This window comes from Salinibius halmophilus, assembly GCF_003577475.1.
Lineage (GTDB): Bacteria > Pseudomonadota > Gammaproteobacteria > Pseudomonadales > Natronospirillaceae > Salinibius > Salinibius halmophilus.
Map to the genome: position 1 here is coordinate 17,087 of NZ_QPEP01000010.1, position 13,365 is coordinate 30,451.

Annotated in this window: 14 protein-coding genes; 5 read left to right on the forward strand and 9 right to left on the reverse strand. The window is 49.0% G+C overall.

What is annotated here, in order from left to right; translation table 11 throughout:
* Positions 1 to 40: 40 nt before the first annotated feature.
* Entirely contained in the window at positions 41 to 1,546 is a 1,506-nt protein-coding gene (nhaB, locus tag DUW71_RS12080; protein ID WP_119395513.1) for a sodium/proton antiporter NhaB, read from the reverse strand.
* A gap of 167 nt (positions 1,547 to 1,713) precedes the next feature.
* Here nhaB and DUW71_RS12085 point away from each other — a divergent pair, with 167 nt between their 5' ends.
* Positions 1,714 to 3,342: a hypothetical protein gene (locus DUW71_RS12085; RefSeq protein WP_119395514.1), complete on the forward strand. Its 1,629-nt coding sequence runs from the start codon at positions 1,714 to 1,716 to the stop codon at positions 3,340 to 3,342.
* Here DUW71_RS12085 and DUW71_RS12090 read toward each other — a convergent pair.
* Positions 3,334 to 3,654 carry an SCP2 sterol-binding domain-containing protein gene (locus DUW71_RS12090; RefSeq protein WP_119395515.1) on the reverse strand — a complete coding sequence of 107 codons (321 nt, stop codon included), beginning with the start codon at positions 3,652 to 3,654 and terminating at the stop codon, positions 3,334 to 3,336. The two genes, DUW71_RS12085 and DUW71_RS12090, sit on opposite strands and share 9 nt — an antisense overlap.
* Before the next feature lie 96 nt (positions 3,655 to 3,750).
* Between DUW71_RS12090 and sohB the strand changes: the two genes are divergently transcribed.
* Positions 3,751 to 4,734 (forward strand): protease SohB, encoded by a 984-nt coding sequence (gene sohB, locus DUW71_RS12095; RefSeq protein ID WP_119395516.1) that lies wholly within the window; start codon positions 3,751 to 3,753, stop codon positions 4,732 to 4,734.
* Here sohB and DUW71_RS12100 read toward each other — a convergent pair.
* A complete protein-coding gene (locus DUW71_RS12100; protein ID WP_119395517.1) occupies positions 4,728 to 6,356 on the reverse strand; it encodes a LysM peptidoglycan-binding domain-containing protein in 1,629 nt (542 codons plus the stop codon). The genes sohB and DUW71_RS12100 overlap by 7 nt on opposite strands.
* A gap of 124 nt (positions 6,357 to 6,480) precedes the next feature.
* Here DUW71_RS12100 and DUW71_RS12105 point away from each other — a divergent pair, with 124 nt between their 5' ends.
* Positions 6,481 to 7,206 carry a class I SAM-dependent methyltransferase gene (locus DUW71_RS12105; protein WP_119395518.1) on the forward strand — a complete coding sequence of 242 codons (726 nt, stop codon included), beginning with the start codon at positions 6,481 to 6,483 and terminating at the stop codon, positions 7,204 to 7,206.
* Positions 7,203 to 7,910 (forward strand): DNA polymerase III subunit epsilon, encoded by a 708-nt coding sequence (gene dnaQ / locus DUW71_RS12110; RefSeq protein ID WP_119395519.1) that lies wholly within the window; start codon positions 7,203 to 7,205, stop codon positions 7,908 to 7,910. Before DUW71_RS12105 ends, dnaQ begins: the two co-directional genes overlap by 4 nt.
* A 23-nt stretch (positions 7,911 to 7,933) precedes the next feature.
* Here dnaQ and DUW71_RS12115 read toward each other — a convergent pair whose 3' ends face one another.
* Genes DUW71_RS12115 through DUW71_RS12125 form a run of 3 tightly spaced genes read right to left on the reverse strand, consistent with a single transcriptional unit; the run spans position 7,934 to position 10,755 of the window.
* Entirely contained in the window at positions 7,934 to 8,632 is a 699-nt protein-coding gene (locus DUW71_RS12115) for an RNA methyltransferase (protein WP_119395520.1), read from the reverse strand.
* 2 nt (positions 8,633 to 8,634) lie between these two features.
* Positions 8,635 to 9,903: an HlyC/CorC family transporter gene (locus DUW71_RS12120; protein WP_158584041.1), complete on the reverse strand. Its 1,269-nt coding sequence runs from the start codon at positions 9,901 to 9,903 to the stop codon at positions 8,635 to 8,637.
* 57 nt (positions 9,904 to 9,960) lie between these two features.
* Positions 9,961 to 10,755, reverse strand: coding sequence for a cytochrome C assembly family protein (locus DUW71_RS12125; protein ID WP_158584043.1), 795 nt, complete (start codon positions 10,753 to 10,755; stop codon positions 9,961 to 9,963).
* A gap of 96 nt (positions 10,756 to 10,851) precedes the next feature.
* Between DUW71_RS12125 and ffh the strand changes: the two genes are divergently transcribed.
* Positions 10,852 to 12,234: a signal recognition particle protein gene (gene ffh, locus DUW71_RS12130; protein ID WP_119395522.1), complete on the forward strand. Its 1,383-nt coding sequence runs from the start codon at positions 10,852 to 10,854 to the stop codon at positions 12,232 to 12,234.
* A gap of 47 nt (positions 12,235 to 12,281) precedes the next feature.
* Here ffh and DUW71_RS12135 read toward each other — a convergent pair whose 3' ends face one another.
* From DUW71_RS12135 to DUW71_RS12145, 3 genes are read right to left on the reverse strand one after another with little or no spacing between them, the layout of a single operon-like run.
* The gene (locus DUW71_RS12135) at positions 12,282 to 12,659 is read right to left on the reverse strand and encodes a DUF2069 domain-containing protein (protein WP_119395523.1); all 378 of its coding nucleotides are present in this window, start codon (positions 12,657 to 12,659) and stop codon (positions 12,282 to 12,284) included.
* Positions 12,656 to 12,997, reverse strand: a complete 342-nt coding sequence (gene arsC / locus DUW71_RS12140) for an arsenate reductase (glutaredoxin) (RefSeq protein WP_119395524.1) — start codon at positions 12,995 to 12,997, stop codon at positions 12,656 to 12,658. The genes DUW71_RS12135 and arsC overlap by 4 nt, the downstream gene beginning before the upstream one ends.
* The gene (locus DUW71_RS12145; RefSeq protein ID WP_119395525.1) at positions 12,987 to 13,334 is read right to left on the reverse strand and encodes a hypothetical protein; all 348 of its coding nucleotides are present in this window, start codon (positions 13,332 to 13,334) and stop codon (positions 12,987 to 12,989) included. Before DUW71_RS12145 ends, arsC begins: the two co-directional genes overlap by 11 nt.
* Between the last annotated feature and the right edge of the window lie 31 nt (positions 13,335 to 13,365).

The window sequence follows — 13,365 nt, forward strand, 5'->3', positions numbered from 1 at the left end:
GTTACGTTGGGCGCGCGATTTTACCAGTAGTGTAGGATGATTACAGCATCATTACGCCAACTAGGCCAACAATTGTTAGGACAATGGTGTAAGGCAGTGCCATGATAACCATACGACCGTATGACAAGCGAACCAGTGGCGCAATTGCCGAGGTTAGTAGGAATAAAAACGCTGCTTGGCCATTTGGTGTAGCGACCGATGGTAGGTTTGTACCTGTGTTAATAGAGACCGCTAGTAAGTCGTACTGTTCTTGTGTGATCACGCCATTGCTCAGCGCTGCAACCACCTCGTTGATATAGACCGTCGCCACGAATACGTTATCAGAAATGGCCGACAGTATGCCGTTTGCCATGTAGAACATTGCCGGTTGAATCGATTCGTCTAACGCTAGTACCCACTCAATAACAGGCGAGAACAAGTGTTGGTCATGGATGACGGCAACAATGGTGAAGAACACAACAAGTAGGGCGGTAAACGGTAATGCTTCTTCAAACGCCTTGCCTAGTTGATGCTCTTCTGTCACGCCGTTGAAGGCAGTTTGAATAACAATGATCGCCAAGCCAATGAGGCCTACTTCTGCTACGTGAGTCGCCAAGGCAATAATAAGGAAAACTGCCGCGAAGCCCTGTACCACCAGTTTGGCGATGTCGCGCTTAGTGCGTTTTTTGTCTTCTTTTTCTTGGAAGTCACAAAGGATGTTGTACACCGACTGGGGAATTTTCGCGCCATAGCCAAACCAGCCAGTGAGTTCCAAAACAATTACCGTCAGCAAACCAGCAAAGAAGACTGGAATCGTAACCGGCGCCATACGCAAGAAGAATTCTAAAAAGTCCCAGCCTGATTTAGAGGCGATTAACAGGTTCTGAGGTTCGCCCACTTGCGTCATTACGCCACCTAATGCGGTGCCAACAGCGCCGTGCATTAATAGTGAGCGCATAAAGGCGCGGAATTGTTCTAAATCAGCACGTTGGTCACCTTGTAACTTATCATCTTTGGAGTGATCGTGACGTCCTGATTCAGCTCCCGATGCGACCCGGTGGTAGACTGAATAAAAGCCAACTGTCACGGCGATTAGTACCGCAGTTACCGTCAACGCATCCAAGAAGGCTGATAAAAATGCAGCCATGAATGAAAAAATGAGTGACAGAACAAGTTTAGAACGGACACCAAGTAGAATTCGGGTAAAAATGAACAGCAGTAGGTCTTTCATGAAGTAAATGCCTGCTACCATGAACATCAGTAGTAGGATTACTTGGATATTGCCTTGTACTTCGTGGTACACGGTGTAGGGGTCGGTTAAGCCAATAAAAACGGCTTGAATCGCAAGCAAACCGCCCGGTTGAAGTGGGTAACACTTAAGTGCCATCGCCAATGTGAAAATGAACTGGGCGATTAACATCCAGCCAACCACGGTGCCGCCCGCGTCGCCCAGCGCAAAGTAAGCGATTGGGTTGATGATTAAGAAAGCGATGATGGCTTGCTTATACCAGGTTGGCGAGTTACCCAAAAAGTTCTGAGTAAATGCCCGTTGATACGTGGTTGGCATTGAAGGTCCTACTTAGTTTTGGTTGTTAGACTGGGTCGTTCGCGCGGCGCGCGAGGCAAAGGTAACCAAATATTGAAATATTGCAAGAAACATCCATGTAATATGTGGTACAAAGTTCAAAATTTTTTGGCATGTAAGCTTGCTGTGCAGAACAGGTGTAGTAAAGGATGAATAACGGAGCTTTTAAGCTAGTCAAATCTGAGTTAATACAATCGCTTCAGTCGGCTGAGTCGTCTTTTGATGCTTTTGTATCTGACCATACTGATTTGGAGAGCCTTAGTGATTGTAGTGCGACGATGAATCGCCTGCGCGGCACCTTTGCCCTCATGGAAGATATTGGTGTCTCCAAACTCTGTGCTGCGATCAGTCAATCCGTCGAAGCTTTATCAACACAATCCGATAATAGCCGGCTTATTCAAGCTTGTTCGCATGCCATTTTGGTGGTTGGGCGCTATGTCGAGTACCGAGAATTCGGGGATCCAATCCACCCAGACTTGATGCTCGAAGAGATCAACCGCTTAAGGCTGGCTTCCGGCGAGCGTGTGCATCCCTTAGACTGGTTTAATCCGGTTGCAATTCGCCAAGAATGGTTCAGCCAGATAACAGTCAGCATTTCCGATCAGGATAATTTGGCTCGTCTCAAGCGCGTTCACTTGTTAACGCAAGCTGGATTAGTGCAGGTGACCAAAAAAGAACGTTTGACGGCGGTATTTAAAGCAATGGCTGAGCTGTTTGAACGTGCCGGTCGGGCGCAAAAAGATAGCTCGTTATCGTCAATGTTCACAGTGATGGCGCAACTTTGTGAGTCGCTCAGTCTCACTCAGCCGTTTATCAACAACGACCGCTTGCGATTGTTTGCTCAGTTTGAGCGCACGCTTTCCAATCTACTGCAAACAGGTACGTTAGGTAGTGGTCAGGTAAATGACCTTAAGCGCCAAATTGTCTATTTGCTGTCATTGCAACCGGTTCGCAGCGAGGCATGCAATAAGCTACTCACGGCACTGGGTGTTCAGCGGGCAACAACAGACGACGCAAAGCTAGCCGAAGAGTATCGTTTGCTGCACGGCCCTGGTGCGAGCGTTTTAACGTCAGTGTCGGATGCATTGCTTGAAGAGCTATCCGATATTCGTGAACATATTGAACAAGCTGAGCGCAGTAAAACGGCTATTAACTTGGATATTCAGGCGCCAAGAATGGCTGGTGTCGCTGAAGCGCTGGCGATGGTTGGGCTGAGCAGTGCGGCGAATGTGGTTAAGCAGGTGTTGCATAAGCTAAAGAATGCGGCAGATATCCAGGATCCGGCTTTGTTGGCGAATGTTGCAGACGGCTTTATTTATGCTGAAACTGCGGCAGCAAGATTAAAATCTGGCACGCGCGATTCAGGCGCTGAGTCGCCAAACCAAGCCTCGGCACAAGCTGTGCATGACCATGCACGTATTGCTTTGATTGACGAAGCTGAACAAGGGCTAGCGGTCATTAAGCGTGCCATATCGGCCTATATGGATCATGACGGCGATAAGCTACACCTCACTAATATCGATGTGTCACTTCGTGGCGTTCGAGGTGCATGCGTGTTCCTAGGTGCTGAGCGAGCCGTGAAGGTCGTTGACATGATTAGCCGTTTCGTCAATGAGCGCCTGTTAGCTCAAGGTGAGGAAATCTCTCAGGCGCAGTTTGATCAAATGGCAGAATCCCTAAGTGGGTTAGAGTTTTACCTTGAGGCCTTATTGACTCGTTCTGCTAGAGCGGATGAGGTGTTGAATATGGCTGAAAAGAATATCAGCCGCTTATTCTAGCTCGTTCAAGGTAAATAATTCAGGTAGCCGTGAGGCCAGTGGCAGGCTACCTTTTACCTTTAGCTTCCCTTGCATAACAGCAGTCATGCCGCTTAGCCTTCCTTTCCCCAATGCTTTAAACGTTTCAAGTGAGGCCGTTAAGGTCACATCGGGCGACTCATGGTAGCCTGTTTCACCACTCGCGTGCGTATTATTAATGGCCACCCAAGCCGCCCAATCGTCTACTTGAAACTGGAAAACAGCGGTTAGGTCTTTGCTTGCTTCCGTACGTAAGCGTTGGGGAAGGGTGGCGAGCCAGTGTTGAATATCCATAGTGATCCATTGACAATCTTTAGCAAGGGCGCAATCTTATCACGTTTGTAGCGATGAACTAAGCAAGCTCCCGGCTTGTACATAGGAGAAAAGTAAATGTGGGCTGAGTACGGCATTTTTGTATTAAAGCTAGTAACTGTAGTGCTAATAATTGGGCTTGCCTTGTTAATGATTGCTGGCGCTAGGCAGGGTGCAAAACAAGATAAAGGCGGCAAGCTGGTGGTGAAGAAGCTAAATGAGAAGTATGAAGCCTACGCCGATGCCTTAGATCATATGCGGTTGGATAAAAAAGCCTATAAGGCTCGTGTGAAGCAACAAAAAAAGGATGCAAAGCAGCAAGATAACAAAGACGTTGTGTACGTGCTGTCCTTTGAGGGCGATATGGAAGCCTCGCAAGTTGATGCTTTGCGTGAGGAGGTAACAGCCTTGCTAACAACGGTGCAAGCCGGTGATGAGGTTGTTATTAAACTGAACAGCCCAGGTGGCGTGGTGAATGGCTATGGCTTGGCGGCTAGTCAGATACAGCGCCTACGCGACGCCGGTGTGAAAGTAACCGTAGCGATCGACCAGGTTGCTGCCAGCGGTGGTTATATGATGGCGGCAGCTGCCTCGCACATTTGCGCAGCACCCTTTGCATTTGTTGGGTCTATCGGTGTCGTGGCGCAAATGCCGAACTTTCATCGTTTCTTGCAAGAACGCAAAATTGATGTGGAGTTAATTACGGCAGGAAAAAATAAGCGCACGCTAACCATGTTTGGTGAGAATACTGATGAAGCGCGCGATAAGTTTAAGCAGGACATTACGTCGATTCATGACCAGTTTAAAGCGCATGTCGCGAAAGGGCGCAGAAGTGTAGAAATTGATACGGTGGCGGATGGTGACTATTGGACAGCGCAAGAGGCGTTCGACAAAAAGCTAGTAGATCGTTTAATTACTAGTGATCAACTGTTGCAAGAGTTGTCGGCGAGTAAGTCGCTGATCTCGCTGTCCTACAAGCGCCGGGTGCCATTGGCGCAGCAGGTCAGCAAGTTTGCTGATACGCTACTGCGCTCATTTGCCATCCGTGCTAGGCACTACTGAGTAACATTAACATGGATTGTTAGGCGATCTCCGGGCTGCAAATAGCGGCCCAAATCATCATTCCACTCGCGCAATTGGTTGACGCTCACGCGAAAACGCTGACCAATAGACGACAGCGAATCACCGTTGCGCACCGTATAACTAACTCGACGCGTAACGGTTCGATCACTGGTGGTAGCGGCCACTTGTTGAGTGGTCCAAATTACGAGTTTTTGACCAATTCTAAGGGTGTCGCCTGGCGCCATGTTGTTCCAAGCTGCCAATGAGCGACTGGATACCCCATATTTTTGCGAGATAAGCCAGAATGAATCGCCAGCTTGCACTTCGTATTCAACTCTGTTGCCTTCGCGCTCACGTTCCTGGTTGGCACTTAACCGGCTTTCTGATGATAAGCGGTATTCGCTCGCACTTGCCGTTGGAATCATCAGGGCTTCGCCCACACGAATGAGATTGCCAGTGATACCATTGACATCACGGATAACATCAACCGTCGTATTATATTTTTTCGCCAATACAATTAGGCTCTCGCCGCTTTTTACTACATGGCGATTCCAGTTAAGGCGCTCGTTATCTGGCAGTTGGGCCAACCCTTCACGCAACTGATTAGCATGATTGATAGGTACCAAAATTCGATGCGGCCCTTCTGGACGGGTAGCCCAGCGGTTAAATGCAGGGTTGAGCATATAAATCTCATCGGTGCTCACACCAGACAGTTGCGCGACCTGAGCAAGATCAATTTGTCCAGCAATATCAACCACTTCAAAGTAGGGCTCGTCTGTGATGCTAGGCAGCTCAATGCCATACGATTCAGGATCTTCGATGATGGCAGATAATGCCAATAGTTTAGGCACATATTGACGTGTTTCGCGTGGCAAGCTTAGCGACCAGTAGTCGGTGGATTTACCAGCTGAGCGGGCGGCTTCTTGGGCTCGGCGAACCGTGCCTGCGCCGCTGTTATAGGCAGCCAGCGCTAGCATCCAGTCGCCATCAAATTGATCGTTCAGCTTAGCTAAGTAAGTTAGCGCAGCATCTGTCGCTGCAATCACGTCGCGGCGGCCATCATACCACCAGTCTTGTTCAAGGCCGTATGCTCGCCCAGTAGAAGGAATAAACTGCCAAAGTCCAGACGCGCGCCCATGCGAGTAGGCAAAGGCATCGTAGGCGCTTTCAACAATGGGTAATAGTGCTAATTCGGCAGGCAAACCACGCGCTTCAATTTCATTCATAATGTGATAAATGTAGCGGCTTGAGCGCTCAGAGACGCGATCTATATAGCCTTGATGGCGAGCATAGTAAGCGATGTGTGGTTCCATTCTGCTATGCACATCGTGATCTAGCTGCATCTGGCTGCGCAGTCTCGCCCACAAATCGTCTGGATACTTAAGGCGGATGATTTCTTGTTCTAGCGCTTGCGCACCAAGGGTGTTGGGTGCTTGGTAGTCGGCGAGTGGTTGTTGATTCTCAACGATGGCCTCAGCTTCTACCGGTTCTGGCGAGGCGGCTATGGTGGGCTCGCGAGTAGGGATATTGTTGGAGGACGTTTCGCTCGTTGCTGTCGGTAAAGTTTGACAGGCGGCCAGAAAAATCCCTGACAATACAATGGTTGCCTTAATAATTCGCATGATAAAATTAGATTAAGCTTTGCTGAAGAACCGCGTATTCTATTGAATTGTGTAAAACTTGGTCAAGTGTAACATCTAAATGGTATGAGATTTGGTGTTATATGAACCCTAACTGAGGTCGTTTATGCGTGTGCAAGAGGCACAGGTCGCAAATTGGTTTTCATCACCGCTAGGCCAGGCGCTAAGTCAGGCACAAGCAGATGCGGTTAAGTCTTTGCTGCATGCGCGGCTCTATTTTCATTCGGCACAAATTGATGCAGGTGCGTATCAGCCCCTTTGGCGTTCAGAGCGCACTGGTTGTGGCTGTATGGTAACCGAGCAGCCTCATCAAGCGCTTTGTGCATCAGTGTTGGCACAAAGTCACGAGTTACCGTTTGCTAATGAAAGCCTAGATTTAGTGATTTTGGCGCATACACTAGATTTCGCTAGTGACCCATATGCTTCTCTGCGAGAGGTTAATCGTTGTTTGACTGCCTCGGGCACGGTTGTGGTGGTTGGGTTTAATCCGGGTATTTGGCAACTGGCTAGATGGTATACACCTACCAGAACCTTGTTTTCTGGGGCTAGGTTTTTGCCGCGACGGCGAGTTTGTGACTGGTTGAATGTTTTGGATTTTGAAGTAGAGAGCTCTGAGGTGTTATTTCCCTCTTGGCCGGGTAATCACTTTGGCGGTGCGAGCGATCGCATAGCCGCTTGGCTTGGAAAAGTGGTACCCTTTACCCATGCAGCGTATGTGTTGGTGGCTCGTAAGCAATCGCCTGCTGCCATCGGACAGATGGGCTTGCGCAAAGCCCCCATTCGCACCGGCATGGTAACGCCAAGTCTGACTAGAACGATAGGTAATACATGAAGCAAATTGTACTAGATACCGAAACAACAGGTTTAGATCCTGCTGGTGGTGATCGCATTATTGAAATTGGTTGTGTGGCGATGGAGGGCCGTAAAGTAACTGGCGAGCACTATCATGTTTATCTGCAACCCGATCGTGAAGTGCCAGAAGAAGCGATCGCAGTACACGGTATCACCAATGGGTTTCTAACCGATAAGCCACGATTTGCCGACGAGGCAGCAAGGTTCGTTGAGTTTGTTCAGGGCACGGAGCTGGTCATTCATAATGCGGCCTTCGACGTCGGTTTTATCAACCATGAGTTTAAGCTACTGGCCCAGGCTGGTGGGCCAGACTTTGGGCGCTTAGAAGATCACTGCCAAATCGTCGACAGTCTCGCCATTGCTCGCAAGCGCTTCCCAGGGGCGCGCGTGTCACTTGATGCCCTGTGTAAAAAGTTTGATATCGATAATAGCCGCCGCACACTGCATGGTGCGTTGTTAGACTCAGAAATTTTGGCTGACGTTTACTTGATGCTAACAGGTGGGCAAACAGCGCTAACTTTGGAAATGCAGCAAGGCAATCAGCAATCTGGTGGTCTCGATATCGGTCAGGTAGATTTATCAAAGCTGAGAGTGCATCAAGCATCGCAAGCAGAGCAAGCCTTGCATGAAGCATACCTTGACCAACTGCAAGAGAAAGCGGGTGTGGTAGTATGGCGCCAATAAGGCGCCCTCTAGCTAATTGGCTGCTATTTTTCTGTCAGTGCTGATACGACGCCTTGAAGCAATGACAGTTCGCGGCGGGTAGGGCGGCTGCGACGGAAGTACTGACGTAGTCGCTGCTTTAAAATTTCATCTCGCTCATGGCCTTTCATATAGTCTGTTTCAGCCAATGCTCCCTCTAAGCGCTGATAAAACACCTCAAGTTCTTTCACCAGTGGGTAGGGGTCTTCTTGCCGGTCGAAATCTGGACTAGTTTGCTGAGCGTTGAATAGCTCATAGCATAAAATCTGCACCGCTTGAGCAAGGTTAAGAACTGGATAATCTGGGTTGCCATCAATGGCGACTTGAAAGTGGCAAAGTGCCAGATCTTCATTGGTTAATCCTGAACGCTCGCCACCAAAAACAATCGCTGCAGGCGCTTGTTCTAAGGCCGTGTTAGCAGCCTGTTTCGGGTTAAGCTGTGGCACGCGCTGGCCACGAATGCGAGCACTGGTGCCAATCACGGTTTGCCGGTCGGCAATGGCTTCTTGTAGGGTGTCAAAGACCTCTACTTGCTCTAGGATATCGATCGCCCCGGCGGCCATCGATTGCGCCTGATCATCGATGCCAAAGTGAGGGGCTACCAAGCGCAGTTTTGTTAACCCCATGTTTTTCATCGCCCTAGCAGCCGAGCCGATGTTGCCTGGATGCCAAGTTCTAACCAAAATAATTGCGATATCTTGCATAACTAGTCTTCAATCAGCGAAATTCGAGCTGCGGTAATGGTGTTGTCTTTTACCTGCAGAATTTCAATTGCGTAATGGGCGATTTTTAGGCTCATGTTGGCATCAGGAATATCTTCAAGGTGCTCAATGATTAAGCCGCTTAAGGTTCTTGCTTCTTCTGTTGGCAACTCCCACTTTAGTGAGCGGTTGACTTCGCGCACGCTAGCACTGCCGTCTATCACATAAGAACCATCGCGCTGCGGGTGTATGACCTTTGAATCGCCTAGTTGGTCGGTTGTGAACTCACCAACAATTTCTTCTAGGATATCTTCCAGAGTCACTAGGCCTTGGATATCGCCATATTCATCAACAACCAAGCCAATACGCTTTTTGTCACGCTGGAAATTTAGTAGTTGCGTTTGTAGTGGCATGCTTTCTGGCACAAACAGTGGATCACTGGCCTTGCGCGTCAGCATTACTTTCTCTGGCTCGTCGGCCAGCATAAATTCAGCGGTGTCGCGCACGTGTAACATGCCAACGACCTTATCAAGATCACCCTTAAAAACTGGCATGCGGGTGTGATCGGTTGTCGCGATGGCCAGGCGAATTTTTTCAATGTCCCAATCTAGGTCGATACCACGGACTTCGTGTTTCGGGACCATAATGTCTTCAACGGTGACGTCATCGAGTTCCAGTACGCCAAGTAGCATGTTTTGGCGCTTAGCTTGTAGATGCTCGCCTGACTCGCTAACGATGCTGCGCAGCTCTTCTTTGGACAGCGCATCACTGGCCTCAACACTGTGACGAATACCCAATAACCACATTAAGCCAGCAGCAATTTTTGTAATAGCCCAAACCGCTGGCGCAAGCAACGACTTGAGTGGCTTTAGAATATGAGAGGCCGGATAGGCAATGCGCTCAGGGTTTTGCTGGGCATAGGTTTTTGGTGTGACCTCAGCAAATACCAATACAACAATTGTAAGCAGCAGTGTGGCAACTGAAATCGCTAAATCGGTATTGTCTGGGAACATTCGCATGGCAATAACAGTTGCCAAAGATGCAGCGGCAATGTTGACAAGGTTGTTACCGATTAGAATTACGCCAATCAGTTGATCTGGGCGTTTCAAAAGTTGCTCAGTTCGATTCGCCGATTTATCTCCATCGCGGGCTTTGTGGCGTAAACGATAGCGATTTAGCGACATCATGCCAGTTTCTGAGCTGGAGAAAAAAGCGGACATTAAAATCAGTGTGGCAAGCGAAAAAAACAGCAAGCCTATGGGCACGTCGTTCAAGAAGGGACAACCTGTGTGATTAATGAAGCCCTATTTCACTGATAGGGGTGGCCGATGTCAAGAGCCGATGACCATTGATGTGACCACGAAGCGAGAGGCAAAGTAACCAATTCCTAACACTAGACTGCCGATAATCGTTAAACGAGCAGCCATTTCGCCTCGCCAGCCCGCAATCAAATGACCGAACAGTAAGACAGCAAGGACTAACCAGCCTAGCAAGGTTGCAATGCTTTTGCTAAGGCTGCCAGAGGCCGAATCAGGCGACACGCTTAAGCCTATCGCCATCGCCACGGTTAAAATGCCAAAGCCAATCATCAAAAGTTCAACGTGTAGACGCTCAGTGGCTTGCAGTGGCGGCAATAGCCAAATTGTGCGGCTAAGCTTGTGGCGCCGTAGTTGGCGGATTTGAATGATCACAATGGCGGCCATCAGTGCGGCGATGGAAATAAATGCGTAGCTAGTGATGGCCAGCAACACATGTAGAAGTAACATAGGGTTGCTGGGTAGCTGATTGGCAACAGGCGTAGGAATGAGTACACCAGTCACTAACGCAAGCGCAGCCACGGGTGCTGCGAGTACATATAAAGCTCTTAAGTTGCGAAAAAAAGCCGACAAAACTAGTAGCAACGCCATTAAGCCTGTAATAGATGCAGCAACAAGGCCCAGAGAAAGTGGTTGCCCGGGTGTGAAAATCACTAAGCCACTGGCGATAGCTAGGTGTAGCCAGACTGCTGAAGTCATAACAAACTGCGGCATCACCCCAACCGTTTGGTTATGCTGAATACGTCGGCTTACCTGCATGGTTGCTAAGGCATATAGTGCGACACAAAAGAGGGTGAGAAGGACAATCATTATATTCATAGGCATAGTTTGCCACATGCATGTTTTGCAGCAAAGCATTATGCCTCTATAATGGCTGCAAATTTTACCCAATTGTTGTGGATCCATATGTTTAAGAATTTATCCGAGCGCTTGACTCATTCCTTGAAGTCAGTCACTGGTCAAGCAACGCTGACCGAGTCGAATATTAAAGATACGCTGCGTGAAGTTCGTATGGCGTTGCTTGAAGCCGACGTTGCCTTGCCGGTAGTGAAAGACTTTGTCGAAGCGGTGAAAGCTCGTGCGGTGGGTAGCGAAGTCGCCAAAGCACTTAACCCAGGTCAGCAGTTCTTAAAAATTGTGCAAGAAGAACTGATCCACGTAATGGGCGACGCCAACGAGTCCCTAGATCTTCGTCAACAGCCGCCAGCCGTGGTCATGATGGCCGGTCTGCAAGGTGCTGGTAAAACGACTTCCGCCGCCAAACTCGCGAAGTACTTGATTGAGCGCGAAAAGAAAAAGGTAATGGTGGTATCCGCTGACGTTTACCGCCCAGCTGCAATTAAGCAGTTAGAAACGCTAGCGGAACAAGTTGGTGCAGAGTTTTTCCCAAGCTCGATTGAGCAAAAGCCTATCGATATTGTTAACGCGGCCAAGGCACAGGCCAAAACGGCTTATGTTGATGTATTAATCGTCGATACAGCAGGCCGGCTCGCCATTGATCAAGATATGATGGATGAGATTGCTGCATTGAATGCGGCAGTAACACCGGTAGAAACCCTGTTTGTGGTAGATGCCATGACAGGTCAGGATGCTGCCAATACTGCGAAAGCATTTTCTGATGCGCTGCCATTAACTGGTGTGATCCTAACGAAAGCGGACGGTGATGCACGAGGTGGTGCCGCACTGTCGGTGCGTCATATCACTGGCAAGCCGATTAAGTTTATTGGTATGGGTGAGAAGGTGGACGCCCTTGAGCCGTTCCACCCAGACCGAATCGCTAGCCGTATTTTGGACATGGGCGATATTTTATCGCTTATTGAAGAAGTTGAGCGCAAGGTAGATAAAGAAAAAGCCGAGAAAATTGCCAAAAAGCTTAAAAAAGGCGGCAAGGGCTTCGACCTCGAAGATTTTCGTGATCAGCTGCAACAAATGAAAAATATGGGCGGTGTTGGCGGCTTACTCGAAAAATTGCCGGGCGCTGGCAATATGGCCCAGCTGCAACAAGCTGGCTTTAACGATAAAATGTTTGTACGCATGGAAGCCATTATTAACTCCATGACTCCGATGGAGCGCCGATTTCCGGACAAAATTACTGGTTCACGTAAACGCCGTATCGCTGCCGGCTCGGGCACTGATATTCCAGAGGTGAACCGATTGCTGAAGCAGTTTAAGCAGATGCAAAAGATGATGAAGAAGATGAAGGGCAAGGGCGGTATGGCGAAAATGATGCGCGGCATGCCAGGTGGTTTTCCGCCAGGCGGGTTTGGCGGTGGCGGCATGCCGTTTTAATTTCTTAGGCCGCATTAAAAGCCCTGCAGCGAACCTGCGGGGCTTTTTTATACGGTCGGATTACTCTTTTGTGCTCGAATCGCTGCAATCGTAAAGGCGTATTGCAGCAAACATACAACACTTAAAGCAATGCCAGCTAGCATCACTGGACCAGCGGCGGTCACTACTAATACATAAAAAACAAAATAGATGGGTGCGACGAACAAAAACCACTGCATGGCTTTAACGTTCGCTTGCCAGAAAGCCGGCAAGAATCCGAGCAGTGCGGCACTGAAAATTGTTGCCCAAAACAACCCTGCAAGTATCCATTCGATCACTCGTCCTTCTTGGACTGGCGGAGAAAAAATAAAAACTGCAGCCAATATAATCAACACCTGCAGTAAGATAAATTGGGCAGCTAAACGATGGTAAATACCTTGCTTCATGGCAGAATGTCCAAAACATTTTCAGGTGGGCGGCCAATGCGAGCCTGGGTGCTGGTTTCAACGATCGGACGCTCCATGGCCTTGGGGTGCTCGGCGAGGAATGCCAATAAATCGTCTGGCTCGCTTGCAAGGGTTAAACCCGAGGCGACAAACTCAGCTTCTTTTGGGCGAATCATCGCACTAACGCCTAGATCTAATTTTTCTGCAACGCGCTTTAGTTCTTCCAGTGTCAGAGGTGTGTCGAGATACTTAATCACCTTTGGTTGGTGATGTTCGATCAACGCCAGCGTTTGGCGCGACTTGCTGCACCTAGGGTTGTGATAAATATTAATGCTCATAGGTCTGCCAGTATTGTTGCAATTTTTCTCGTTGTGATAGGTGCCAAAGTTCGGCATGCGGCCCATCGTCGGGTCCTTCATATAACCCTAAAGTACGGGCTTTTTGAAAGAACCCTGCTCGTGGTATATTGCCGGCGCGCTGAACCACTACCGCAGAAAGTAGTGGTTCATTGGCGACCGCATCTTGCTCCATAATGGCTTCGAGCGCCTGCGCGACTTGTCCAATCGTGCGAGGCGGCGATAGCTGTAGGCGCTGTGCGAGTTCGGCATATGTTGTGGTTTCGCTGCGCTGGGCATGTGCCACAAGCATGCGACGTAAACGGCTAATTTCTATCATGCGGCAAATAATGAACCCTTTATTTGAGGTG